General features: G+C 55.1%; 20 protein-coding genes and 1 other RNA gene. 1 reads left to right on the top strand and 20 read right to left on the bottom strand.

The genetic code is table 11. The features are described from left to right. Positions 1-399: 399 nt before the first annotated feature. The 8 genes from dinG to ACN0V1_RS05990 form a co-directional block, all read right to left on the bottom strand. Positions 400-2,616: an ATP-dependent DNA helicase DinG gene (gene dinG, locus ACN0V1_RS06025; protein ID WP_417544147.1), complete on the bottom strand. Its 2,217-nt coding sequence runs from the start codon at positions 2,614-2,616 to the stop codon at positions 400-402. Beyond that, positions 2,616-3,338 (bottom strand): general secretion pathway protein GspB, encoded by a 723-nt coding sequence (locus ACN0V1_RS06020; RefSeq protein WP_417544146.1) that lies wholly within the window; start codon positions 3,336-3,338, stop codon positions 2,616-2,618. The genes dinG and ACN0V1_RS06020 overlap by 1 nt, the downstream gene beginning before the upstream one ends. Positions 3,339-3,341: 3 nt before the next feature. After that, on the bottom strand, positions 3,342-5,078 hold the full coding sequence (locus ACN0V1_RS06015) for an ExeA family protein (protein ID WP_417544145.1): 1,737 nt from the start codon (positions 5,076-5,078) through the stop codon (positions 3,342-3,344). A 100-nt stretch (positions 5,079-5,178) separates the two neighbouring features. Then, positions 5,179-6,669, bottom strand: a complete 1,491-nt coding sequence (locus ACN0V1_RS06010) for a DUF3336 domain-containing protein (protein WP_417544144.1) — start codon at positions 6,667-6,669, stop codon at positions 5,179-5,181. A gap of 29 nt (positions 6,670-6,698) precedes the next feature. Next, a complete protein-coding gene (locus ACN0V1_RS06005; protein WP_417544382.1) occupies positions 6,699-7,442 on the bottom strand; it encodes a VacJ family lipoprotein in 744 nt (247 codons plus the stop codon). A gap of 44 nt (positions 7,443-7,486) precedes the next feature. Beyond that, positions 7,487-8,608: a beta-ketoacyl-ACP synthase III gene (locus ACN0V1_RS06000; protein ID WP_417544143.1), complete on the bottom strand. Its 1,122-nt coding sequence runs from the start codon at positions 8,606-8,608 to the stop codon at positions 7,487-7,489. Between the two features lie 123 nt (positions 8,609-8,731). After that, complete coding sequence (gene hrpA, locus ACN0V1_RS05995) at positions 8,732-12,472, bottom strand: ATP-dependent RNA helicase HrpA (RefSeq protein ID WP_417544142.1); 3,741 nt, start codon at positions 12,470-12,472, stop codon at positions 8,732-8,734. A 5-nt stretch (positions 12,473-12,477) separates the two neighbouring features. Beyond that, entirely contained in the window at positions 12,478-14,154 is a 1,677-nt protein-coding gene (locus ACN0V1_RS05990; RefSeq protein ID WP_417544141.1) for an AMP-binding protein, read from the bottom strand. Positions 14,155-14,339: 185 nt separating this feature from the next. On the opposite strand from ACN0V1_RS05990, the gene ACN0V1_RS05985 reads away from it, so the two are divergent. Next, positions 14,340-14,831 (top strand): MaoC/PaaZ C-terminal domain-containing protein, encoded by a 492-nt coding sequence (locus ACN0V1_RS05985; RefSeq protein ID WP_417544140.1) that lies wholly within the window; start codon positions 14,340-14,342, stop codon positions 14,829-14,831. Positions 14,832-15,078: 247 nt separating this feature from the next. Here the strand turns inward: ACN0V1_RS05985 and ACN0V1_RS05980 are convergent, their stop codons facing one another. The 12 genes from ACN0V1_RS05980 to ACN0V1_RS05925 all read right to left on the bottom strand — a co-directional run bounded on the left by ACN0V1_RS05980 (position 15,079) and on the right by ACN0V1_RS05925 (position 25,204). Further along, entirely contained in the window at positions 15,079-16,257 is a 1,179-nt protein-coding gene (locus tag ACN0V1_RS05980) for a vWA domain-containing protein (protein ID WP_417544139.1), read from the bottom strand. A gap of 22 nt (positions 16,258-16,279) precedes the next feature. After that, positions 16,280-17,122: an AAA family ATPase gene (locus ACN0V1_RS05975; RefSeq protein WP_417544138.1), complete on the bottom strand. Its 843-nt coding sequence runs from the start codon at positions 17,120-17,122 to the stop codon at positions 16,280-16,282. A gap of 18 nt (positions 17,123-17,140) precedes the next feature. After that, positions 17,141-19,117 carry a VWA domain-containing protein gene (locus ACN0V1_RS05970; protein ID WP_417544137.1) on the bottom strand — a complete coding sequence of 659 codons (1,977 nt, stop codon included), beginning with the start codon at positions 19,115-19,117 and terminating at the stop codon, positions 17,141-17,143. A gap of 29 nt (positions 19,118-19,146) precedes the next feature. Next, positions 19,147-19,491 carry a hypothetical protein gene (locus tag ACN0V1_RS05965; protein ID WP_417544136.1) on the bottom strand — a complete coding sequence of 115 codons (345 nt, stop codon included), beginning with the start codon at positions 19,489-19,491 and terminating at the stop codon, positions 19,147-19,149. Then, on the bottom strand, positions 19,491-19,937 hold the full coding sequence (locus tag ACN0V1_RS05960; RefSeq protein WP_417544135.1) for a YcgN family cysteine cluster protein: 447 nt from the start codon (positions 19,935-19,937) through the stop codon (positions 19,491-19,493). The genes ACN0V1_RS05965 and ACN0V1_RS05960 overlap by 1 nt, the downstream gene beginning before the upstream one ends. Continuing rightward, positions 19,934-20,227: a YcgL domain-containing protein gene (locus ACN0V1_RS05955; RefSeq protein ID WP_291949660.1), complete on the bottom strand. Its 294-nt coding sequence runs from the start codon at positions 20,225-20,227 to the stop codon at positions 19,934-19,936. The genes ACN0V1_RS05960 and ACN0V1_RS05955 overlap by 4 nt, the downstream gene beginning before the upstream one ends. After that, positions 20,224-21,372 (bottom strand): ribonuclease D, encoded by a 1,149-nt coding sequence (locus tag ACN0V1_RS05950; RefSeq protein WP_417544134.1) that lies wholly within the window; start codon positions 21,370-21,372, stop codon positions 20,224-20,226. The genes ACN0V1_RS05955 and ACN0V1_RS05950 overlap by 4 nt, the downstream gene beginning before the upstream one ends. Positions 21,373-21,415: 43 nt before the next feature. Continuing rightward, positions 21,416-22,018 carry a recombination mediator RecR gene (gene recR / locus ACN0V1_RS05945; protein WP_417544133.1) on the bottom strand — a complete coding sequence of 201 codons (603 nt, stop codon included), beginning with the start codon at positions 22,016-22,018 and terminating at the stop codon, positions 21,416-21,418. 34 nt (positions 22,019-22,052) lie between these two features. Further along, a complete protein-coding gene (locus ACN0V1_RS05940) occupies positions 22,053-22,376 on the bottom strand; it encodes a YbaB/EbfC family nucleoid-associated protein (RefSeq protein WP_417544132.1) in 324 nt (107 codons plus the stop codon). Continuing rightward, positions 22,373-24,214 carry a DNA polymerase III subunit gamma/tau gene (dnaX, locus tag ACN0V1_RS05935; RefSeq protein ID WP_417544131.1) on the bottom strand — a complete coding sequence of 614 codons (1,842 nt, stop codon included), beginning with the start codon at positions 24,212-24,214 and terminating at the stop codon, positions 22,373-22,375. The genes ACN0V1_RS05940 and dnaX overlap by 4 nt, the downstream gene beginning before the upstream one ends. A 144-nt stretch (positions 24,215-24,358) precedes the next feature. Next, positions 24,359-24,455: signal recognition particle sRNA small type (ffs, locus tag ACN0V1_RS05930), an RNA gene on the bottom strand. A 107-nt stretch (positions 24,456-24,562) separates the two neighbouring features. Then, complete coding sequence (locus ACN0V1_RS05925) at positions 24,563-25,204, bottom strand: 2OG-Fe(II) oxygenase (protein ID WP_417544130.1); 642 nt, start codon at positions 25,202-25,204, stop codon at positions 24,563-24,565. Between the last annotated feature and the right edge of the window lie 6 nt (positions 25,205-25,210).

Below are 25,210 nucleotides of genomic sequence, written 5' to 3'. Positions count from 1 at the left end.
GTATAGATAGGTGGACTTGCAAACAGCGCCAAGAATACGCATAACACGCTTATTATTCATTCTTTTTTAGTATAGAAGAGGTCTCTGACTCAGTTTAGACCAAAACCTGAGCCGTGCCGCTTTTGACGCCCATGTTTGTTTCTCCGGCCCTTGATTTGCCTGAGACATCGATGAACGGCATATCAGTGACTATGCGCTCAGCGAAGTACTGGATAAACAGGCGGACGACACAGTCGCATTCTTGCTGGCTCGCTTATTATTGTTTCCACGGTGAGGCAGCCCCTCGCTATGAATTCTGGAACTTCAGGCCTTCAGACTTCTTGTAAAGCGTTGTTTCTACAATTGGGTTCTTAGAGGACCCCTTCGAACCAAGCCAGCCTTCGGGCTGGCTCTTTTTTTCTAACGTTCAATAATCCGCCGGAATGGCGGCAATGAATCCAGCAGTAACTGACCATAGCGTCTGGCGACAATTCGACGATCAAGGATCGTAACCCGACCCGTGTCTTCCTCGGTGCGCAGCAACCGGCCAACCGCCTGCACCAGCTTGATGGAGGCATCCGGCACCGTAATCTCCATAAACGGATTACCCCCGCGCTGGCTTATCCATTCCGCAAGACCGGCTTCGATGGGATCGTCCGGAACCGAGAAAGGTAACCTGGTAATCACCACGTGGTGGAGGTACTTACCGGGCAAATCGATGCCTTCTGCAAAGCTGGCTACACCAAACAGTACGCTGGGCGCTCCCTCATCTATCTTGCTCCTGTGCTGGCGTAAAACCTCGCCCCGGGACATGTCGTCCTGAGTAATGATCAGGTCTGGATGGTCCGGCGCCAGCGCATCTCGCACCTGGTGCATTTGCCGGCGGGAGGTGAACAGCACGAGAGTCGCCGTTTCACCCGCCCATACCCCCGGCAGGCGCTTGATCAGCTCATCCGCAAAGCCGTCATCGGTGGGCATGCAGGCCATCGCCGGCACTTCAACGGTGGCCATCTCTCCGTAACGGAAGGAACTGGGAACCACCAGCAACCGGCTGGCTTCCGGCAGTCCGGCTCTGGCCTGGAGCCGGTCAAAACGGCCAAGCGCGGTCAATGTTGCACTGGTCAGCACGGCACCATAAGCCCGAGACCAGAGCCTTGAGTACAGCAGGTTATCTGCCAGCACCGGTGAACTGAACAAAGTGATGTCTTCGGCATGATCCCAACGCTGCCGCACGCTCCAGCGCGCCGGGGGTGGGCTCCTGTTAATCCGGCCCTTCGGTGGGTGCTCCTGAGCACCCAGTTGATCAGAGGCGCCCTGCTCGTTCTCTTGCGGCGCTTTTTGGCCACCGACCTGCTCTGTCCAGGCTGTCCAGAGCCGCAACTGATCTTCAGAGCGGCTGTGAAAGGCACCAATAACCGGGTACCAGGCTTCGGCGGTGTCGCGATCAATCTCATGCTGTTTGCGCTCATCAAACGCACCCTGAAGTTCATCCGCCAACGCGCCCAGATGGCGCACCAGATTAGCTGTGGCAATCCGGCTTTCAGAGGCCAGCTCTGCCAAGGTTTCCGGCAGCTCACCTTCCGGATAACGCCACTGCGCTGAACGGCGCTCTTCGTTGAACTCCCATCCGGTGTTCTGCTCAGCTTCCTCATAAACGCGGGCCAATATCAGGTCGACATCACGCGAGGCCGTGCTTATGCGATCAATGCTCTTGGCCGCCTGTGTGGCGGGTGCAAGATAGGGCTGCATTTTGGCCAGTGCCTGGGATAACTGCTTGAGCCATTGCCGGGTCGAATTCAGCGGCACGGACGCCGCAAAGTGATTCAGCGCTTTGTCTGGCAGGTGATGGGCCTCATCAAAAATGAACAGCGCGTTCTCCGGTTCCGGGAGAATCGCACCACCGCCCAAAGCGAGGTCGGCGAGAACGAGATCGTGATTGGCCACGACGATGTCCACTTCATCCAGGTCTTTGCGGGCATCAAAAAAAGCACAGCTATCAAAATAGCTGCAGTGGCGATTCGTGCACTGGCGGTGATCGGTGGTGACTTGGCGCCAGACATCGTCGGGTATCTGCTCCGGCCAATGATCCCGATCGCCGTCCCACTTCCGGGATCCGTAGCTTGCCAGCATTTCCTCAAAGAATGCCCGGGTGCCCGGCTCTTCGGTGCCGGGACTGTCCAGAAGGAACAGCGGCATGGTGTCACTGTCGCCGTTGCCTTCATCGTGCAGCCGGGATTCCAGACGAGACATACACAGATACCGACCGCGGCCTTTTGCGAGCGTCCAGGTGAAGTTCATCTTGCTGTGTTTTTTCAGATCCGGCAGGTCTTTCAGGACAATCTGATCCTGCAGTGCCACTGTGGCGGTCGAGATCACCAGGGTTTTTCCCAGGGCCCGGGCTACAGGAATAGCGGCAATCAGGTAGGCCAGAGTTTTGCCGGTACCGGTGCCGGCTTCAACCACACAGGCAGCCGGTGGCGAGGTGCGCTGGCCGTCATTCTCCGTGATCTCGCCCATGTACTTCGCTATTTCAGCAATCATAAGGCGTTGACCGTAGCGGGCGCGAACCCCCTTACCCGCCAATACGTCCCGGTATCCCTGCTGAATCTGCTGTTTGATGTCGTCGGTCAAGGCCATCAGCGCGGGCTCATCCAGTCCCGGACAATGCCGACACGGAAGGTTCTGCCCTGCTTGCCAAGCACAACGCCGTCTTCAGTCACTTCTTCCACGGTTATTCCGGAGAACGAGTCACCCTGGCGAAGGTAGTGGCCGTTAATCATCACCCGGCTGGCATTAGGGTCGGTGGAGTAGATATGGCTATTAAACATCAGGTCCGGAATACTCTTCTGAAATGAAAGGGGTAACTCAACCAGGTGCGGCACCCTTTTTACTGCTCCGCCTCCAACTCGTGTTCCAGTCTCATCCTGGCGTAATGCAGGTACCTGACGCTCCCGGGGTAAAGATGGAGTGATAATCGTTGGGCGCTCACGGGCAGGTTCGGCTATCGGCTCTGCCACTAGCTCCTGCTTTGCCTCTGGCTGAGAAACCGCAGCCACATCCGGATCATTGCCAGGAGTTTGCGCGGCTGCCGGCTTCCCCTCTTGTTTCGCAGGCGCTTCCATCGCGGGCTCAACCGGTAGTGTGCCCGGCTGGGCTATCAGGTCGCTTGGGCGGTCCGGCCAGAATACAACCGCCAGAACCCCTGCGTTCACCAACAAAGCCAACGCCACCCATACCACCGGAGACGCTCGTCGTTTTTTGGGCCGGTGAATCAGCTGTACCTGCTGCCCGAGGTCCGGAACCTTGCCCTGGCGGCGTTCCGTTTCAGACTTTCTGAGGGCATCGAGAATGTAGGACATAACCTATCCCATCCCTCCGGGCCTTGGGCTTACCAGCCTCGGAACATCCGCTTTAAGGTCGTTGTTAATCTGGATAACCGTCATGGCGCCTGCAATACCGTCTACTGTAAGGCCCCGCAACGATTGATACCAACGCACCTGTTCTTGTGCAGACAGACGCTTGATTCTCGCCTTGTCGGCGGGCGATTCGCCATGGGCATCTGCCAGTTCCATCATGTGTACGCCAAGCCACAATTCTTCACCCGCAGCATTGTCAGAGGCCGTACGGTCGGCAATATACTCCGGGAGCTGCCACAACACCCGATACTCCCCGAACCAGAGGGTCTCAAGGCTCCTGAACGATACTTCAATCGGCCCCGTGGGCAGGACAATTTCTGCAACATCTCCATCGAGTTGACGCAAAACGACGTATCCAGAATTGCCGACATCGTTTTGGAGCATCAGCATGACGGGTCTGTCAAGAAACGTCAGGCTTCGACGGCTACCTTGCCGCTCAAGGCAGCCAAGGCCAGATGCGCGCGCGAAATCACAGGCAATCGGAAATTCCCGGGGACTGTATTCAACACCCCAAACACCAAATAGCCCCTGGAAAGCTTCTTGCAGGCTCAATGCTTGCTCCGGAAAACTGAAAGGCGCAATTTCCGGTGTGGGGTTCGTAGAACTCATCCCCATAAGTGTTGGTAGCTGCAAACCTTCGGAATCCTGCTCGTCAGGCTCGTTCTCGACCAGACCTTCGGGCTCGTTTTCACGCAAAACAGTCCCCGCCTGCTCCACAGTCGCCTCACCCGTTTCCGCCTCTGCTACCTCTGCTGGCCGTGACCATTGCTGGTAGAGCCAGTAGGTGCTGATGATGGCCAGTAACAGCGATGCGGCAAGCAACATATAACCCGGAAGATCCGGCTTGCGCCGCGCTCCGGCCGGTTTCGGCCCGAGATTGTTGCCTCCGACTTCCTTTGCGGCCTGGCGGATGTGGGCAGGTGTCACTTCATGCTCGCCTTCGGAATAGGCGCCCAACAGTGCACGGTCGCTGATCAGGTTGATCAATCGGGGTATGCCATTGCTCAGACGGTACAGTTTCCGGATAGCTGCAGGCGAAAATACATCGCCCCGCATGCCAGCCACACCCAGCCGGTAACTGAGATAGGCAGGCAATTCGTTGCTATTGATAGCATCCAGGTGGTAACGGGCGGTTACCCGCTGACTCAGTTGCCGGAGTTTGGGAAGTGCAAGAATCTGCTGCAACTCTGGCTGGCCCAACAAGATAATCTGCAGCAGCTTCTTCTCGGCGGTCTCCAGATTGGTTAACAGGCGAAGTTGCTCGAGTACGTCGGCTGAGAGATTCTGCGCCTCATCAATCATCAAAACCTTGTGCCGCCCCGCTGCGTGGGCCTTTAGCAAATCCCGGTTGATCAGATCCACCAGCTGTTTGATGGTCGCCCCGGCCGGGTGGACGATCTCGAGCTCGTCGCAGATAGCAGAGAGCAATTCCCGGGCAGAAAGCCGGGGGTTCAGAATCAGGGCTATGTCTACGTGGGCCGGAGCGCTTTCGATAAAACACCGGCTCACGGTCGTTTTACCGGTACCCACTTCTCCGGTAATCACAATGAACCCACCCTGCCCCTGCACGCCATACATGAGATGCGCAAGCGCCTCTTTGTGACGTTCGCTCAAATACAGGTAGCGGGGATCAGGCGCGATAGAGAACGGCGGCTCTCTGAAGCCGAAGAAGTCGTAGTACATGGGCGTCCAGTCAAATGCTCAGGCGCCGGGCTGATCGGCCATTCACCGAGCCAGGCTCTATAACAGCGTATCATACCGCCCGCTTCGCAGGCCTGTCATCTCAGAGTGGGCCGGAATTCGCACTGTCTACCAGCTTGAGATCCGCAGCGCTGCGGCGATTTTGCTGTTTCAGGCGGCGCACGCAGCGTTCCAGAGTCTTGGATATGCGGGCGTGAGAACGAATCATTGATATTTTTGGCCAGGTCGCGCGCTCCCCCGCCAGAATCATTTCACGCACAAACTCGGGTTTCGGATCGGCGAGCATTCGCCGGTAATCCTTGAACCGGTAGTTGGGCGCAATGGTTACGTCTCCGGAATACCTCTGAGCCATGATGGCGTACATCTGACCAGACACCTGCCTGAGCAGTTCGGGCCTGGCCCGCTTACGGAGGTAATCAAACACCCCTTGCCAGTGAAATTGCATCTCGGATTTCATCAGGTGCCAAGGCAGACTGGCCAGAGAAAGTTTTTCGTCCTGTCCACGTGCGTTCAGAAATGGCACCACGTGCGGGTTGGTCTGGCTGACGATGGTGAAATTTACATCGTAAAGATGCATCAACCGCTCAATGGGCAGATCACTGACAACCGAACCATCAACAAACTTGAGCCTCGGCATGTACGGCAGAGCCTGGCCATGGATATCCTTTTTCATCAGAGTGACCGGCGGGAAGATTCCCGGCACGGCTGCACTCGCAAGCGCGGCGCTCCAAACCATCAAATAGGGTGAGGTATAGCCGGATAACAGTCGGGCCTTCTGATGCGCCTGGACCGGCGATACACTCATGTTTATAGAGCGGCCGGTGCGCAGATAGGCTTCTTCAAACGTGTATTCACCGATGTTGGTTCTCAGGCATGTGCGAAGCTGATCCTGATCCATCAAGCCTTCGCCTCGCATGGCGCTGAGCAGTCCTCGCCACTTCCAGGCTTTCAGATTGTGATTTTCCGGAACCAGCATTTCGGGAATCTCGGCGTCTGTGTGAACACCCAACATTCCGGCAATGATCGCGCCAATGCTTGAGCCGGTAACAACCTGGGGAAGCAGCCCTTTATCCCAGAGCGCTTTGATAACCCCGAAGTGAAACATTCCAAGGCTGGCGCCGCCGCTCAGCAGAAGCGTAGGTCGCCCATAACTGGTCAGGGTATCGCGGAAAAACTGAAGTTTGTCAGCTACCGGAAACCCCGGCACCGGGTGGTCGCACAGGAAGTCCAGCGCTTCGCAGGCCTGAGCAATATACTCTTCAATCAGGTGTTTGGTGCCAACCCGGGAATGGGTATACAGCGCCGGATTACCCATGTTGCCAAGATCGTGATGCAGCCCCTCGCGCAAAGCGCGCTTCAGGCGTTCAAAATCGTTCTGCTGACGATACTGTTTGATGCTGCTCAAGCGATCGTAAAGCAGCTCATAATTGTAGAACTCAGACGCGAAATCCTCTTTCCATTCGGCATTACCTTCCAGAAAGTCCAGCTCCAGCGCAGCGGCCTTCCACACCTCGTAGTTGGGCGCCTCGGCAAGCATCTTGCGAAACTTTTGAATCCGCGGATCTTTAAGCACGCTGAGTCTCCCTCAACCGGAGGCCCGGATCAAAAATCATCCAGCATCAGATCTTCGTCATTATCACTGGCGAATGGGTCCCGGGTTACCTTGCCATCGTTGATCAGGAATTCCCTTCGTTGCAGGAAGGCATTGCGAACGAAGATATAGATATCGCCGGATATGAAGCCCTCAGCGGGGATAAGATCCGCGCGTTTATCGACAATCTGAAGCGCCCTGGCGTAATAGTTTTCCGGGCTGTCGATCTCGTCCCAGAGTGACGGAAACACAAAACCGTCGGCGCCCAGCCCACTAAGATGTCGAGGGCTTGATGGGCCCAGAAACGGCAACATCAGATACGGACCAGAACCAGCCCCCCAGTATCCCAGAGTCTGCCCGAAATCTTCCGGCCTTTCCGGCAGGTCAAACGCTGTCGCAACATCGATCAGACCACCCAGACCGAACACCGTGTTGTAGGTGAACCGACCTGCCGCAACAACAGCAGACTCACCTTTCAACTGCAAAATGCTGTTAGTGAAGTTGCGAACTTCCGACAGGTTATTAAAGAAGTTGGTAATCGCTCGATCAATAAAATCCGGCGTGAATGTACGATAGGTTTGGGCGACCGGCTTCAGAGCCCAGCGGTCAATGGTATCGTTAAACCGGTAAACCTTGCGGTTCCAGTTCTCATAGGGGTCCTGCGGGTTGACAGCGACCTGGGCTTCAGGTGCTGGCTCCTGCGCTTGCTGGGCCGCAGCCGGCCCTACAAACATCACAAATGCCAAAATAGCCATCAACGGCGTGGCGAACAGCCGGCTCCGGCTTGAATAATAGGTCATCAGCGACGACGCACCACAATACTGCCTATGGAATAACCGGCGCCAAAGGAGCAGATCACGCCGGTATCACCGGTTTTCAGGTCATCTTTGTGTTTATGAAACGCAATGATCGAGCCGGCAGAACTGGTATTGGCATATTCGTCAAGAATCACAGGCGCTTCATCCTCGCTCGCGTCCCGACCAAGCACCCTGCGGGCAATCAGGTGATTCATGTTCAAGTTCGCCTGATGCAACCACATTCTGCGAAGATCTTCCGGCGAAAGCGACAAGCTATCAAGGTGGCCCTGAATGGTTTCTGCAACCAAAGGCGAAACTTCCTTGAATACCTTGCGCCCCTGCTGGATAAACAGTTTATCCGGCTGGCCAACACCGGATTCATCCGCCCGATTCAGGAAGCCAAAATTATTACGAATGTTGTTCGAGAAGGTCGTTTTCAGGCGGGTGCCAAGAATCTCGAAACCTTGCCCTGGCTGCGTATCTTCTTCACGCTCGACGAAAATGGCCGTGCAGGCATCACCAAAAATAAAATGGCTGTCACGGTCGCGAAAATTCAGATGGCCGGAACAGATTTCAGGGCTGACAACCAATACCGCGCGCGCAGTTCCGTTCTCTACGGAGTTAACGGCAGCTTGCAGGCCAAAGGTGGCAGAACTGCAAGCCACGTTCATGTCGTAGGCAAAGCCTTCAATACCCAGAGCAGCCTGAACTTCGATAGAAACCGCAGGATAAGCTCGCTGCAAGTTGGAGCAGGCTACGATCACCGCATCCACATCGCTGGCTTTCTTGCCGGCCTGAGCCAATGCTTCATTGCAGGCAGCAACCGCCATATCACACTGAACGGACGGCTCATCGTTGCCGCGCTCAGGGATATACGGCGCCATGCGTTTCGGATCAATAATGCCGGTCTTGTCAATAACATGCCGGCGCTTGATACCTGAAGCTTTTTCTATAAATGCCGAAGAGGACGGTTCAAGTGCCTCAGCTTCGCCACGCTCAATCGCGTCTGCATGTTCCGAGTTGTACATCAAGACAAACTGGTTAAAAGCCTCAACCAGCTCATCGTTCTCGATGGTCGCCGGCGGTGTGTACAGGCCGGTTCCGCTAATAACGGCTTTAATCACGCTAACCCCACGTCATGAATATGGAAACAGGAAGACAGGTATATCTACTTTCGGAAATACTAACACAGTCCCGGGCTTTTGCTCGCCCCGCAGAAGCCACTACGACGGGCAGGTCTTATGCGATCACACCCGGGTGAGTTCCCACTGCTTATCCAGGCGCTTTAAAGATACGGTCATGATCGTGCCCAGTTGTTGAGCAAAAAACGACACGCGGTATTCCTCCAGCATCCATCGGTAGAGCGCCAGCTCTGGATCACGAACGCCCTGCTTTTGCTGCTCATCGCGCTTGCTTGCGTACCGGTTCCACAGCGCATCCCGTGTATGGAGAAACTCGCGTTCACGCCCCATTTCCCTTGTCATTTTCTCCAGCCTGACCAGCGCCGCTTCAAAATAGCGCCCGAACTCGGCCAGCCATTGAGGCGGAGTTGCCACCAAAAATCCCGGATAAACAAGGTTCTGCATCTGAAACTTCAAATCCGCCATGCTGTTTGCGAGGGCCAGATTGATCTTACCTTTCAGTTGCTTTGCCACCTTCTGGTAGCCGGTCATGGCTTCGTAAAGACGCTCGTCGGCCTGCTCCAGAGCAGGAATAAAGTCACCCCGATGCTGATCAAACAGAGCATCGAATTCTTCACGGGTACCGGGTATCCGGTCGTGTAAAAAATGCTCCATGGCAGTGGAAAGAAGCAGATCGTCCAGAAGAACCTTTGCCTGCCCGACGGTTGAAAACATCAGAGCTGACTGTTTGAAGCGGGGGAGCTTTCTCTCCAGATCGTCCAGGGTGTTTCCAAACCGGTTAAGGATCAGACGAGCAATACCCTTGCGGGTTGTGTCTTCTGCGGTAAGGCGATCCAGGCAACGAATCTCACGCACGCGCTTTCCCAGATCGTCAAGAGCCGGGTAAACCGTGATTTGCATGCCGCCCTTTTCAGTCTGCACCTGCCTGGGCAGGTCACCAAATTCCCAATCCGTGAATTCGCCCGCAGGCTCCTGATTTCGGCTATCGCTTGTGGCTGACGCGAGTGCTTCTTCAGCCCGCCCTTCAAGCTGATCCTGAAGCTCGCCCGTTTCGCGACTTTCGGCGATCACTTTACCGCCGTCCCCAAGAACTCTGAGGTTCATTCTCAGGTGGCGTGGCAGCTCATCCCGAGGCCAGGCTTCCGGATCAATGCGTACACCAGTCATGCGGCGCAACTGCTCCCCCAACTGGAAAGCCAATGGCTCATTGGAAGGCTGAAGATTGGCAACAGCAGCGTCGACAAAGTCTGGCACCGGCACAAAGTTGCGACGCAGGGATTTTGGCAAGCCTTTAACCAGCGCAATACATTTCTCGCGAAGCAGGCCCGGCACCAGCCATTCAAGGCGCCGGGAGGGAATTTGCCGCAGCGCCATCAATGGCACCTGAAGCGTAACGCCATCACGCTCGCTGGTCGGCTCAAACTCGTAGCTGAGCGGGTAACGAACCCCCTCCCACTCCAGAAAATCCGGGTACAGGTCGCCCGCCAAAGCATCAACTGGCCGTTGCAGAACGTCTTCTTCGGTCAATTCCAGATTGCGAAGCTGTTCAGCCGTAAGATTTTTCCACCAGCGTTCAAAGTGACGACCGCTGACGATCCCGGCGGGCAAGCGTTCATCGTAAAAACTGACAAGTACTTCATCATCCACCAGAAGATCCCGGCGACGGGTTTTCTTCTCCAGATCCTCAACACTGGCCAGCATCTCGCGATTGCGGCTGATAAAAGGCGCTTTCGAACGATAGTCACCCTCCACCAGTGCATGACGGATAAACAAATTGCGGCATTCAACCGGGTCTATTTTGCTGAAGGCTATGCTGCGTTTGGCCACCACATCAAGGCCGTAAAGGGTAATCTTTTCATACCCCATCACCTGAGCTCTCTTCTGCTCCCAGTGCGGTTCGAAATAGTGGTGCTTCACCACATGCCCGGCCAAGGGCTCTATCCATTCGGGCTGAATGGCGGCCACCATGCGGGCAAACACCCGGCTGGTTTCTACAATTTCCGTGGCGACAATCCACTTCGGCCCGGTTTTCGATACTTTTGAGCCGGGAAAAATCAGGACCTTGCGATTGCGAGTGGCCAGGTATTCCTTTTTATCAACCTTGGTCGCTACCTGCCCCAGCAAACCGGCCAGAATCGCTTTGTGTATCGTGTCGTAGGTGGCGACGTCCCGGTTGAACGACAGTTTTTGATCACGACAAATCAGCGTAAGTTGCCGGTGAATGTCGCGCCACTCCCGCATACGCATCCAGCTGAGAAAGCTCTTCTGACACACCTTTTTGAGCTGATTCTGGGACAGTTCCTGACGCTGCTCTTCGTAAAAGTTCCAGATATTCAGCAGAGTGATAAAGTCGGATTCTTTATCATTGAACGGCGCGTGGGCCTGGTCTGCCGCCTGCTGTTTATCCTGCGGCCGTTCTCTGGGGTCCTGGACACTCAAACCGGCAATAATGATCAGCGTTTCCGCCAGGCTGCCCTGATCTGCGGAGGTGACCAGCATTCGCGCCAGGCGCGGATCCAGGGGCAATTTTGCCATGGTCCGCCCGAGCTTTGTAACGCGCCGCGAATTATCGACCGCACTCAGTTCTTCCAGCAGTTTGTAGCCATCATTGATCAGGCGTTTGTCGGGCGCTTCAAGAAACGGGAAATGGCGGATTTCACCCAGACCGGAAGTGGCCATCTGCAGGATCACGGAAGCAAGATTGGTTCGCAGTATTTCCGGGTCGGTGTATTCGGGGCGGTTGAGAAAGTCTGTTTCATCGTACAAACGAAAACAGATGCCCGGAGCAACCCGGCCACAACGCCCTGCCCGCTGATTGGCGCTGGCTTGCGATACCGGCTCAATAGGTAGGCGCTGTATTTTTGAACGAACGCTGTAACGGCTGATTCGCGCAACACCGGTGTCAATCACGTAGCGGATGCCAGGTACCGTCAGAGAGGTTTCCGCTACGTTGGTAGAAAGCACAATCCGGCGCCCGCGATGGTTCTGAAACACCCGGTTCTGTTCCTGATTGCTCAGCCGGGAGTACAGCGGAAGGACTTCCGTGTGCCGGAGTTCTGCGTGGCGCAGCACTTTACTCAGGTTGCGGATCTCACGCTCACCCGGCAGAAAGATCAGCACATCGCCCGGTGGCAACTTGTCGCTACGCTCATGCTGCTCAATTTCATCAAGCGCAGCGAGAACGCCATCATTCCAGCCCTGGTCGCGATCATCTTCATCGCCGGCCAGTGGTCGGTACCGCACGTCTACAGGAAAGGTACGGCCACTGACTTCCAGCACCGGAGCCTTGTCGAAGAAATTGCTGAAGCGATCCACTTCGATGGTAGCAGAGGTGATGATGACTTTGAGATCAGGACGTTTGGGGAGAAGTTGTTTCAGATAGCCCAGCAGGAAGTCGATGTTCAGGCTGCGTTCGTGGGCTTCATCAATAATCAGCGTGTCGTAACGGTTGAGAAAGCGGTCGTGCTGGACCTCCGCCAACAGAATCCCATCAGTCATTACTTTGACCCGGGTCTGTTCGGAAGTATTGTCGGCAAACCGCACCTGATAGCCGATCTGCTGCCCGGTCTGCTCGCCAAGCTCATCTGCAATACGGGCAGCAACACTGCGGGCCGCAATACGTCTTGGCTGGGTATGACCGATAAGGCCGCGAATTCCGCGGCCCATATTCATGCAGATCTTGGGTATCTGGGTTGTTTTACCCGATCCGGTTTCGCCGGCAACAATGACAACCTGATGGTTTTCAATCGCTTCGCGGATATCATCTACACGATCAGAAACCGGCAGCCCTGCCGGAAAACTGACGGGTTTGTGCAGGGCTGACCGAATATCAGAGTGCAAGGTCACCGTATTTACTTGTTCCCCGGCTCGTCACGCAGTTCACGGCGCAGAATCTTACCCACGTTAGTCTTTGGCAGATCATCGCGGAACTCAAAGAAGCGCGGCACTTTGTATGCTGTCAGGCGCTCACGACAGAACTCTTTCAGTTCATTCTCGGTGACACCTTCGGTTGTCGCGACCAGGTAAACCTTTACAGCTTCGCCACTCTTGGCATCCGGGATACCCACTGCTGCGCACTCAACCACCTTCGGGTGGCTGCTCACGACATCCTCAATCTCGTTCGGGTAAACGTTAAACCCGGATACGATGATCATGTCCTTCTTGCGATCAACAATGCGGATGTAACCGTCTTCCTGAATCACCGCTACATCACCGGTCTGGATGTAGCCATCTTCAGTGAAGGATTTCTGCGTATCTTCCGGGCGCTGCCAGTAACCGCGCATAACCTGAGGGCCTTTCACACACAGTTCGCCCGGCTCTCCCAACGCGGTCTCATTGCCATCGTCATCAATGGTTTTGACCTGTGTGGAAGGAACCGGCAAGCCGATGGTGCCTAACTGGATAGCACTTCGGGGGTTAAAGGTAACCACCGGAGAGGTTTCGGTCATGCCATAGCCTTCAGAAATTGCACAGCCGGTCACACGCTCCCACATCTTCGCCGTATCCGTGGTCAATGCCATGCCACCGGAAGATGTCAGCTTGAGGTGGCCGAAATCGAGATCCTGAAACTCTTCGTTGTTGCACAGGGCAACAAACAGCGTGTTGAGACCCAGGAACGCGGTGAACTTGTGGTTCTTCAGCTCCTTGACAAAGCCCGGGATATCCCTTGGGTTGGGGATCAATACGTTGTGGCCGCCGGCTTCCAGCATGATGCCGCAGTTCAGAGTGAAGGAATAAATGTGATAGAGCGGCAAAGGTGCAATCACCACTTCCTGCCCTTCAATAATCGTGTCTTCCATCATTGGCCGAACCTGCAGCAGGTTCGCAACCAGGTTGCCGTGGGTGAGCATCGCGCCCTTGGCGACACCGGTTGTCCCACCCGTGTACTGCAGTACAGCGATGTCGTCTTGCTTACATTCAACCGGCGTAAACTTTTCGCGGGCACCTGCGCTGAGCACGGCCGGCAACTTGTGGGCATGCGGAATGCTGAAGGGCGGCACCATCTTTTTCACATGCTTGACGACAGCGTTCATCAGTGTGCGCTTGATGGGAGAATGCATGTCGGCAATTTCAGTCACAATGACATGCTCAATGCTGGTATGAGGCAGAACCTTTTCAGCGCTTTCAGCCATGTTTGCCAGAACGACCAGTGCCTTGGCACCCGAATCGTTAAACTGGTGTTCCATCTCGCGAGTGGTATACAGCGGGTTGGTATTGACCACAATCAGGCCGGCACGCATGGCGCCAAAAACCACAACCGGATACTGGGTGAGGTTAGGCATTTGCACCGCAATACGGTCACCGGGTTTCAGGTCGGTCTTGTTTTGTAGCCAGGCTGCGAAGTTCCGGCTTTGAGTGTCCAGGTCGCGATAGCTGAGAGTCACACCGACAGCGCTGAATGCAGGACGGTCTGCGTATGTCTTCACCGCCCGATTAAACACGTCCACCATGCTGCTATATTTTTTCAGATCAACTGCACGGGGAACGCTGGCAGGGTATTTGTCTTGATAGAACTTCTCAAAATCCATCACCATCTCCTGTCTGGCGCTTTTATTTATAGTATTTACGAATGTCGTGAAGTTCAAAAATCAACTCGACATAAGTATCAGCCTCGAAAAAGTGGGGAGAGAATAGCAGTTTTGGTAACGATGAGGTAGTTTCAGGTCCCAACTTGAAACACCTCAACCACTAAGCCTCGCGCACGGAGTACTTGATGAGCGACACCCTTGATATCCTTGAAAACATTACTTATGACGAGCTAAATGAGGGCGACACCGCGACATTCGTCCGAACGCTGTCAGAAGATGAGCTGGTGTTGTTCGCCGCTGTTTCGGGAGACGCAAACCCGGTGCACCTGGATCCAGAGTATGCTGCCGGCTCAATATTCGGGGAGCGGGTCGCCCACGGTATGTGGAGCGGAGCACTGATCTCTGCTGCTTTGGCCACGGTTATGCCCGGCCCCGGCACTGTGTATCTGGAGCAAAGCCTTTCGTTCAAGCGCCCCGTCAAACTCAACGATACAGTAACCGTAAAGCTGACAGTCTCGCGCAAAGGCCCGAAAAACAGGGTTGTTTTCCGTTGCGAGGTAACTAACCAGAACAATCAGAAGGTTGTTACGGGGGAGGCCAGGGTGATTGCGCCCACGGAAAAAATTTCCGTTTACAGGCCGCCACTCCCGAACATCACGATCGAAGGACACGACTGACAATCGGGGTGGCAGTTGTAGCCCGGCAGGAAATCAATGGGAAAAGCGTCGATTTATTTGACAGAAAGTGAATGCAAAGCGCGAGAATGAAAGCACAAACCTGTTGCAAAGAACCCCTACTCAGCTGTATCTCAGGGACTATTCTGTTCTGGCCCTGTATTTGCTGATATGAAAAGGCGGGGGATATGTTCCACACACCCCGCTTGATATGTCGAGCTTTGCCGATGTCTCAACCGCATCGGCTTTTTTATTTGCTCAGTTGCTTCATGGCCGATTCGAGGCCTTCCACCGTGAGCGGGTACATATGATTGTTCACAAGCTGCCTGGTCATGCCCAGGGAGCCACCCGTTCCCCAGTAGCTCTCAGGTAGCGGATTGATCCAGACCACCTTGCGAAAATGCTCGCTGATGCGCTGAAACCAGACCGCACCGGATTCTTCATTCCAGTGTTCAATGGAGCCGCCCGCGTGAGAAATCTCATAGGGCGCCATGGTGGCGTCGCCTACAAAAATCACTTTGTAGTCTGGCGAGTACTTGTGAAGAATGTCCCAGGTACTTGTGGTTTCATTCATGCGCCGTATGTTGTTCTTCCACAAGCTCTCGTACACGAAGTTATGAAAGTAGAAGTACTCCATGTGCTTGAACTCAAGACGGGCGGCGGAAAAAAGTTCCTCGCAAACCCGCACGTGAGGGTCCATGGAACCGCCCACATCGAAAAAGATCAGCACTTTAACCGCGTTGTGGCGCTCCGGCACCATCTTTAGATCCAGATAACCCGCGTTGCGGGCGGTGGACCGGATAGTGTCGTCCAGATCCAGCTTGTCTGCCGCACCCTGGCGCGCGAACTTGCGCAACCGGCGGAGCGCTACCTTGATGTTGCGGATACCCAGGGTCACGCTGTCGTCCAGATCCTTGAACTCGCGTTTTTCCCAAACCTTGATGGCGCGCCCGTGGCGGCCTTTCTTCTGCCCAATTCGGTACCCTTCCGGATTGTAGCCGTCTGCACCAAAGGGCGACGTGCCGCCTGTGCCAATCCATTTGTTACCACCAGCATGGCGCTCTTTCTGCTCCTCCATGCGTTTCTTGAAGGTTTCGATCAGTTCTTCCAGGCCACCCAGCGAATCAATCTTGGCTTTTTCTTCCTCACTCAGGTTTTTCTCAAACTCTGAACGCAGCCATTCATCGGGAATCAGTGCTTCCAGCATCTGGTCCAGGTGCTCAATGCCTTCAAAATATGCCTTGAAGGCCAGATCAAACTTGTCGAAGTGGCGCTCATCCTTTACCAGGCACAACCGCGCCAGGTAATAAAACTCTTCCATATCTGCAAAGGCGAGCCGCTGTTGCAGCGCTTCCAGCAGATCGAGGAATTCACGCAGGCTGGCAGGCACTTTGGCCCGCCGCACTTCGAGAAAAAAATCAATCAACATAAAACCGCACTCTTGCCGAATTTCAGCCGCGACGACGTGCCATGAACGCCAGCTTTTGCAACAGGTGCACGTCCTGCTCATTTTTCACCAGAGCACCGTACAACGGCGGCAGTGCCGAGCTGCTATCTTTGTCCTGCAGCATTTTTGCTGTCAGTTCATCTGCCATCAGCAGTTTAAGCCAGTCAATCAACTCGGAGGTTGAGGGCTTTTTCTTGAGACCCGGCACCTTGCGCACATCAAAAAATACCTCCAGAGCGTCCTTTACCACCTGCTGCTGAATACCCGGGAAGTGCACATCGACAATGCTTTGCATGGTGGCGTGATCCGGGAAGCTGATGTAATGGAAGAAGCAGCGGCGCAGGAAAGCGTCTGGCAATTCTTTTTCGTTGTTACTTGTGATCACTATGATGGGGCGTTTTTTGGCTTTTACGAACTCCCGGGTTTCGTATACGTAGAACTCCATGCGATCCAGTTCAAGCAGCAGATCGTTCGGGAATTCGATGTCGGCCTTGTCAATTTCATCGATCAGCAGCACAACCTGGTCGTCGGCCTCAAACGCTTCCCACAGCTTGCCCTTTACGATGTAGTTACTGATGTCCTTAACTTTCTCATCACCCAACTGGGAATCCCGCAAACGGGAAACCGCATCGTACTCATACAGGCCCTGCTGAGCCTTGGTGGTGGATTTGATGTGCCAGGGAATCAGGCGCATACCGAGCGCGCTCGCCATTTCCTCCGCCAGCAAGGTTTTGCCGGTGCCGGGCTCGCCTTTGATCAGCAGTGGGCGTTGCAGCGTAATGGCCGCGTTTACGGCCATTTGCAGGTCATCGGTGGCTACATAATTATCGGTACCGGTAAACTTCATCTGAATCGTTCCTGTTGGTTACTTTTTCCGTTCATCGTCCGGGTCATCAGGTAAATCGTAGTCGGGTAAATCATCGAATTCTGACAGATCAAAATCATCCAGGCCAAATTCTTCTTCATCGCTTTCTTCTATCGACTCAACCAGTTCCGGAATTTCTTCTTCCGGCTCCACAATGGCGTTGGCAACCGGTATGTCCTCTTCCGCCAGTTCCTCTTCCGGGTGGCGCTGCAATACAGGCTCCGGCTGCAGCACAGATTCTGGCTCTGGCTCTGGCTCGGGCTCTGGCTCTGGCTCGGGCTCTGCCATCACGACAGGAGTCTCGACCTCAAGATCAGCCATTTCCTGCTTCAGATCCTCCAGGTTTTCAGTATCTTCGTTCGCCCTGTCATCACCCGTCGCTGCGGCATGACGCTTGCGCATCACCAAAATAATGATCAGTGCGAGAACCACCAGAGCGCCGGCTCCGATCATCCACAGTTGCACGGGCAGCGCTGATACTGCTTCCGGCTCTTCTTCCGCTGAGGGCTTTTCTTCCGCTGAGGGCTCTTCTACAGCTAAAGGCTCTTCTTCCGATACAGGCACCGGTTCTGTCGGCTCAGCAGGCTCCGGTTGAGACTCAGGTTCTGCCACCGGATCAGGTTCCGAAGGCACGGGCGTTTGCTCTGTCCGCTCAGCAAGGCTGATATCAATGGGTGACTTGATGGTTGGTTCAACCATACCAACAGGAACCACAAACTGGGTCGTTGCGGAAAATTTGCGGGCAAAGGTTTTGCCGTCCGCCACGATATCCATTCTGAACAAACCTTCTGCCGGAAGCTTGCTGATGGTATCCGTGTATTCGCCATCCACCGGCGGCTGATCGGCTGAGAGCGACCTGCTGCCGCTGCGACCGTCGGCAGAGGTCATGCTGAGCGTAACGCTTATTACGCTCAGAAATTCCGGGTCGACCATCTTTTTCGTTTTGTCGAAAAAAGCAACGCGTACATCGACCGGAGTTTCCGGGGTAAACGTCGCTGGAACCGGGCCGACCACCATTCTCAAATCACTGACAACCGTAACGCGACTGCCCTCGCCCAGCTCACCCGTTACGCGCCATTCGCCCGCTGCAGGCTCAGAAATCGTAACCAGATCGTAGGCCGCTTCCCGCACCCAGCGAACGTTCTCAGGCTGTGCGGAATACAGAATTGTTTCACCATCAGGCCGGATCAGCTCCAGGCTGACGGGCTGCTCTGCTTCATCCTTGTTCGCCTGTTCACGGAAGATCAGTACAGTGAATTCTTTCACGCCGCCATCCACAGTGAACGCATTGCCTTCAATCGGAATCTGCTCTTGCGGTGCTGCAGTATTCAGGGCGTCCAAAAAGGCCAGATTGAGGGATTCCGCCGTATCGGCGATTCTGAAGCTGCCGTTTGATTTCTCCGCAAGAGTCTTCAGAAAACCGGCGTCTGCTTGGTGTGACAACGCAACCGGGTGGAAGCTGGCACCTTTAGCCACCAGGCCTTCCAGCAATTTGCCCAGGATCCGTTTCTCTTCAGCCTGGTTCACGTCTGCGCTGTCTGAGATGTCCACCTTGCCGTCTGTCAGCAGGATGAAGTGGGTATTCTCAAGAGTACCGCCGGTCACGAAGTCGTCACTGGCGACTTCAATGGCCTTGCCTAGATTGGTACGCAATGCCACAGAGTTGATTTGCCGGGAGCGGTCAATCGCCGTTTCGCGCCAGGGGTCGGCAACCTCGCCATGGGGCACGAGCATATTTACGTACTGGCCGAAGGTCCAGACACCCGCCGTGCTGCCTTCGGGTAATACCCGGGCCAACAACCTTACGGCTGGTTGCCGCAGGTTATTCGGGTCGGTTTCCTTCATGGACCCTGATATGTCAACAATGATCCGGACATCCGGGCTTTCCGGTAGTGTCAGCTTTGTGGTTTCCTGGGCCCACAACGTTGCGGGCAGCCATAAAGCAGTCAAAAAAACCAGCGCAAAGAATCTCGGCATTGTCGCTCTCAAAAAGTGTATGGGTTAGCTCACCGGCGGGATAATCGAAAACGGACCAGTTCCAGAATCCAGACAAGGAGCATCACAAGCCCCCCAATGCCAAGGTTGAGCCATGCCCGGCCTGCGTTGGCGGCATCACCGAGAATCAGTTCGTAACCTCCGAAAAGCCACGCAGGCATCCACCAGCCCGCAAGCTCAGGAGACTCTACCGGTGTCAGCAGAAAAGCCACCAGTGCCGCAAGCAACAGGGTGCGCAAGCCGTATAGCGGCAAAAACCGGAACAGTTTTTTCATCATGTAATAAAACACGACGAAAGCGATGACGTAAGCGGCCCAGAAAATGCCGTAAGCAATTTGTGCGTCAGTATCGATCATTACAGAACCCAGTGAATAATGTGTTCTTCCCAGTCTTCCTCGGCCACCTGATTCTCATGAATCACCTTGTGGCGTATGGAAACACCGGCCTCGTGCACCGAATCCGGGCTCCCGCTGCGCAGCGGATGCCAATCGGCCAGAGGCCTGCCCTCTGCAAGCGTGCGATAGGCACAGGTATAGGGCAACCAATAGTAATCGTTCACCGTACCCGGTGTCAGCACCGTGCAGCCCGGGACTTTGCTGAGACGGTCCGGATAAACCGTGCACTGGCAGGTGTCGTCATCCATATAGCGACACACCAGATCGGTGTGATACACCTCGCCGGTGTCTGCGTCTTCAAGCTTGTTAAGGCAGCATTTTCCGCATCCGTCGCACAGGGATTCCCATTCCTCTGGCGTCATCTCGTTCAGCCGCTTGCGCTGCCAGAACGGGATTTGCGCAATCATGAATCTCTTAGCCCCGGTTTCGTGCGAAAATCAACAACGTAAGCATCGCGCTCTTCCGGCATCTGTAAGAAAAAGTCTTTTTCAGCGATAGCGCTCAGCACCTGTTCACCGGTTGCTCTGGCGAGTTTGCGTTCCGGCGTCATAATCAGATCCATCGAGTGTACAGGCGTGCCAAAAATAGCTCTCAGGCTTTCGGGCAACTCATCCCACTTCTGTCCGCGACGAACGTAAAGGTAGGTGTCGCTTTTTTTGCTGCTTCGAAAAACAGACACGAACTGCCGATCTTTCATGATGTCAGAAAATCCTCAATATCTTTCATTACCGGTTCCAGAATCTGAGCGCGCCAGCCATGGAAAAACGGGCTCGTAGCCAAGGTCCCACCCTGAACAACTTTTTCAAGGCGCTTTCTTGGCGCGAGCAATTCAATAGGAATGTCAGATACGTCTGCTGCATCCTTGAAAAAGCGCTTCAAGTCTTTAAAGTAAGCTTGTTGATCCCGGGTCAGCGGTGGCGCAATGAGCTCGATACCGGAAATGTCAGCGTTACGCCCCTCAGCAACAAGCTTGAGCAACGCCTCGCCATATCGTCGAACCACCCCCCCTGGAACACCCTGAATATTGGAAAAATCGTTCAAAGACTTGGGCAACTGGTCGGCAATGGCAATCAAAAGTGGGTCCGCTAACACCCGCCCCCGCGGACGATCGCGCTCTCTGCTTTCCAGCTCCCGCCAAACTACCAGCTTCTGAAGCACAACCTGCTGCTGGGCCGTTAGCATCCAGCCGCCGCGCAGGCGAAGGTAATGCTTGTCGAGATCATCTTGCCCTGCCAGTTCGTCCGCAAAGCGCGTGGACTCCTCCACCAACGCCGCCTCAAGCCCGCGCTCACGAAGGTGCGCGCTCACCCACTGGTGCATGGGCGCAAGAAAACGTATGTCTTCTATAGCATAACGCTGCTGAGCCTCACTCAGGGGCCGGGAAATCCAGTCAGACCGCGTCACTGATTTATCCAGTGTCTCGCCAAAGAGCTGCTCAACAAGCCGCGCATACCCAAGAGAAAAGCCGGCGCCGGCCATAGCCGCGCCAATCTGCAAGTCCACAACGCCTTTCGGTTTTATATTGAGCCAGTCGCGAAAAAGCTCAAGATCCTCACTCATGGCATAGAGTAGCTTGGTAACCCCAGGGTCAGCGATGACTTCCCGAAAGCGCGAAGACTGCTCTGCAACGTCCGGATCAACAAGGCAAAACTGGTTGCCAAGACCGAGCTGAACCAAGCCGGGAATGGGGTAAAAGGTGTTTACGCGTTCAAATTCTGTGTCCAGAACCAGGGGGCGTCCCGGCGCGCTGTCCAGCCACGTATCCAGTTCCTCCGGTAATGGAATCCAGTCAATGGTTTCAGGTGCCGGGGGAACATCAATAGCCGGTAAAGAAAAGGTCATAGAAAAAGCCAGTTAAAAGCGCCGTGAAGACTTTGGCGCGGGATCAGTCCAGCAGAGGTTTTCTGCCGCGAAACGCATGGGTGAGCGTAAAACCATCGACGTAGCCCAGTTCGCCACCTACGGGTATACCGTGAGCAAGCCGGGTGATGAGAATCTCTGACCCGTCAAGCCGGTCGGAAATGTAGTGCGCGGTTGCCTCACCCTCTACGGTCGGGTTGGTCGCAAGAATGAGCTCGGTTACACCATCAGAGCGCACGCGGCGCAGTAGCCGTTCGATGCCGATTTCCTCTGGCCCCACGCCATCAATGGGTGACAGGTGCCCCATCAGCACAAAATAGCTGCCCTTATAGTCTCCCGCCTGTTCAATTGCGAGGAGGTCTGACGGGCTTTCCACCACGCAGAGTATGCCGGTACGTCGAGCCGAATTCTCACAAATCCCACACACTTCGGTATCGGAAAAGTTCTGGCAGCTTTCGCAGCGGCGGACACCCTCCATGGCTTTACTCAACGCATCAGAAAGCCGGGTACCACCGGAGCGCGCCCGCTCAAGCAGATGAAAGGCCATGCGCTGCGCGGTTTTCTGACCTACCCCCGGCAAACACCGGAGAGATTCGACAAGTTCATCGACCAGTGGGCTGAACGCCATGAATCATCCTCAGACTGCTAATCAGAAACACGCCTTAAAACGGCATCTTGAAACCAGGCGGCAACCCCATACCGGACATCATGCCCGACATTTTATCTTTCTGATTCGCTTCAACACGACGCACTGCATCGTTAACAGCCGCTGCCAGCAGATCTTCCAGGACATCCTTCTCCTCAGACATCAGGGATGGGTCAATTTCCACTTTGCGCACATCGTGGCGACCGTTCATTGTGACTTTCACCAGGCCCGCGCCAGCTTCGCCGGTAATTTCAGCTTTTGCCGCTTCTTCCTGGGCCTTCTGCATTTCTTCCTGCATTTTCTGGGCCTTTTTCATCAGGCCGCCCATATCGTTCATCATGTTTTCATCTCCTGCTTATTCTCTGTCGGTCGGATGCTCTCTTCGACCACCCGCGCCTCAAACCGTTCAACAATGGACTTTACCAAGGGATCATTGCGGATAGACTCTTCTGCCGCACTTTGACGCGCCACACGCAGCCGCTCCTCAAAAGCCGCTGGCGTATTGGGCCCTGAATCGCCCTGCTCTATCTTTAACTGAATGGCGTCGCCGAAGTGATTTCTCAAGGCGGCCAGAATTTTTTCTTCATGCCGGGCATTCAGCAGCCGCGCGTGACCTGCATCGATCAATAGCGTGATGGTGTCGCCGTCGCGGGACATGGCCCCGTGGCTGGCCAGATTGCCCGGCATACCCACAATGCCGAGGCTACGGAAATCACGTTCCCAAACGAATTCTCCATCAGCGACCTCATCTCCTTCAAAGGGAGCCTCAAAAACCGGTTCCGGGTCCGTATTCGCAGTAAGCTCCGGTTCTGGATCATCAGGGGCCGATTCGGCCTGTGCATCCAGGCTCGCGAGCCAGGCATCGTCCGCAGGTGCATTGCCGTAATCTTGCGGTTCACCTTTCTGAACAGGTGCTGAATCAGGTTCAGCCCTTGCAGGCTCGGGAGCTTGAGACGGCTCAGGTTGCTGGCCTGCAGGTTCCGGTATTTTTGGCTCTGGTGCGGCCGGAGCTGATGCTGGCTCAGGTTCGTCGCGAGACTCACCCTCAACGCCGGAAGTCGTGTTACTCACCGCAGGGGGCGCTCGCCGGTCAGAGCCGGGACGAAACGCCAGCATGCGGAGCAGTGTCATCTCGAAGCCCATGCGGGCATCGGGAGTAATCGCCAAGTCTTTACGGCCCAAAAGCGCGGCCTGGTAGAAGAGTTGAGCATCTTCTGCGCTGAGTTTGCGGGCCAGCGATTGCACTTGCGCGGCATCGCCGAGCGTGTTGTCAGCACTGCCCGGAATCACTTGTTCCATGGTCACTCGGTGGAACAGGGATAAGAGGTCCGCCAGTATCACGCTGTAGTCCGGCGCAAAATCCGATACCCGGCTGATTTCCGCCAACAAACCCGGCCCATCACGGCCGACCAGCGCGTTCACGATTCGCTCGATATCCCGCTGGTCAATCGTGCCCAGCATGCTGCTGACGTCGCTGGCGGCAAGGTTCTGATTGCCGAAAGCAATAGCCTGGTCGGTCAGGCTCAGAGCATCGCGCATACTGCCATCGGCAGCGCGGGCCAGCAGCCAGAGCGCCGGCTCTTCAAAGGGAATCTGTTCCGCCGTCAGCACCTTTGTCAGGTGACCGGCAATATGCTCCGGCGTCATGCGTTTGAGATTGAATTGCAGGCAACGCGAGAGAACAGTTACGGGCAGCTTCTGGGGATCGGTCGTCGCGAGCAGGAACTTCACATGCTCCGGCGGTTCCTCCAGGGTTTTGAGAAACGCATTAAACGACTGATTGGTGAGCATGTGCACCTCGTCGATGAGGTACACCTTGTAGCGGCCACGGCTGGGCGCGTACTGAACGTTGTCTGTGAGTTCCCGCATGTCATCCACACCGGTGCGGGATGCGGCATCAATCTCGATCAGATCAACAAACCGGCCCTCCTGAATCTCCCGGCAACTGGAACAGGTGCCGCAGGGTCGCGGCGTAATACCGGTTTCACAGTTAAGGCAGCGCGCCAACAAACGCCCGATGGTGGTTTTACCCACGCCCCGGGTGCCGGTAAACAGATAAGCATGGTGCAGGCGCTGGTTTTCCAGAGCGTGAATTAACGCCTGAAGAACGTGTTCCTGCCCCACCATGTCTTCAAACGTGCGGGGGCGCCATTTACGGGCAAGTACCTGGTAGCTCATGATCCGCCAAATGCTGAGAAAAACGCCTGCAACTTTAGCACGGACACGAATTTATAAGAAGTTATAAGAAGCGAAGATCAGAGGGCTCTGAGATAAGGCAAGGAGCGTTATAAAGTGTGGGATAAGGGGAAAATCTGGGGGTGGCCCCACCAGCGACACTCCGGCACACAATTCCACCGCTGCGGCTGCTCCCTTCCGGGCCTGACCGGGTTCACGGTTTCATGTTGCGGAGGCACCAGCGGAGCCACCATAACGGCGTTTCAGGACAAACTCCCTGAAAGCGGCGCGAATATTAACAAAAGGGTTTGCGGACTACAACGGCAAATCCAACTGCCCACAGAATTGGCGTTATATAAGCACGGATAACGGCAATGGAATCACATCCTGCCGGAACCAGCATGCCAGGCTGTAACGCGTGCGGTGGGCCTCAAGAACTTCATGGCGGATTTCTTCACTCATAAACAGCGCCACCCTGCCCGCTTCGGGCAACACCAGCCCGCAGGCGTCATTTTGGTTTTCCCGGTTATAGATCTGAAGTGCGCCTCCATCTGTGGGCTTCCAAGCATCATTCAGATACAGAACAAGGCTGACAATACGCGACGCCCTGCCTTGAAAGCTGTCCACGTGAGGCTTGTAGAAATCACCGCGATGGTAGGTTGCGTAATGCGCTTCGAAACGTTTCAGGCCCAGAAACAGCCGCTGATTCAATCCCGTTCGCAGATCATCAAGAAAATCAAACAAAGCCACCTGAGAGGGAGTTGACCCCTGCAGCCAGGCAATCTTGTCGCGACGCACGGATCGATCCTGAACCGGTGCGCTACCCCGCCCGATCCCGGCAATCTTCAGGGCATCGCGCTGGTCAAGCACGATGATTTCCTGCTGCAACGCTTGCAACAGCTCCGGGCCCAGCCAGGGCGTAATGTCAAAACTTATCCAGCCGCTTTCACAAAGGCCCTGAGCAAGCTCATCCAACCACTTCGCTTTATCCAATGACAT

The organism is Marinobacter sp., assembly GCF_048266785.1.
Lineage (GTDB): Bacteria > Pseudomonadota > Gammaproteobacteria > Pseudomonadales > Oleiphilaceae > Marinobacter.
This window is presented reverse-complemented; position numbering and strand designations above follow the sequence as displayed.

Coding starts and splice junctions, on each gene's coding strand:
- ACN0V1_RS05970 (WP_417544137.1), bottom strand. CDS start 19,117: ATGCCGAGATTCTTTGCGCTGGTTTTTTTGACTGCTTTATGGCTGCCC.
- ACN0V1_RS05960 (WP_417544135.1), bottom strand. CDS start 19,937: ATGATTGCGCAAATCCCGTTCTGGCAGCGCAAGCGGCTGAACGAGATG.
- ACN0V1_RS05955 (WP_291949660.1), bottom strand. CDS start 20,227: ATGAAAGATCGGCAGTTCGTGTCTGTTTTTCGAAGCAGCAAAAAAAGC.
- dinG (WP_417544147.1), bottom strand. CDS start 2,616: ATGGCCTTGACCGACGACATCAAACAGCAGATTCAGCAGGGATACCGG.
- ACN0V1_RS05950 (WP_417544134.1), bottom strand. CDS start 21,372: ATGACCTTTTCTTTACCGGCTATTGATGTTCCCCCGGCACCTGAAACC.
- ACN0V1_RS05965 (WP_417544136.1), bottom strand. CDS start 19,491: ATGATCGATACTGACGCACAAATTGCTTACGGCATTTTCTGGGCCGCT.
- ACN0V1_RS05985 (WP_417544140.1), top strand. CDS start 14,340: ATGAGCGACACCCTTGATATCCTTGAAAACATTACTTATGACGAGCTA.
- ACN0V1_RS05975 (WP_417544138.1), bottom strand. CDS start 17,122: ATGAAGTTTACCGGTACCGATAATTATGTAGCCACCGATGACCTGCAA.
- recR (WP_417544133.1), bottom strand. CDS start 22,018: ATGGCGTTCAGCCCACTGGTCGATGAACTTGTCGAATCTCTCCGGTGT.
- ACN0V1_RS06005 (WP_417544382.1), bottom strand. CDS start 7,442: ATGGCTATTTTGGCATTTGTGATGTTTGTAGGGCCGGCTGCGGCCCAG.
- ACN0V1_RS06020 (WP_417544146.1), bottom strand. CDS start 3,338: ATGTCCTACATTCTCGATGCCCTCAGAAAGTCTGAAACGGAACGCCGC.
- ACN0V1_RS05940 (WP_417544132.1), bottom strand. CDS start 22,376: ATGATGAACGATATGGGCGGCCTGATGAAAAAGGCCCAGAAAATGCAG.
- dnaX (WP_417544131.1), bottom strand. CDS start 24,214: ATGAGCTACCAGGTACTTGCCCGTAAATGGCGCCCCCGCACGTTTGAA.
- ACN0V1_RS05990 (WP_417544141.1), bottom strand. CDS start 14,154: ATGGATTTTGAGAAGTTCTATCAAGACAAATACCCTGCCAGCGTTCCC.
- ACN0V1_RS05980 (WP_417544139.1), bottom strand. CDS start 16,257: ATGTTGATTGATTTTTTTCTCGAAGTGCGGCGGGCCAAAGTGCCTGCC.
- ACN0V1_RS06015 (WP_417544145.1), bottom strand. CDS start 5,078: ATGTACTACGACTTCTTCGGCTTCAGAGAGCCGCCGTTCTCTATCGCG.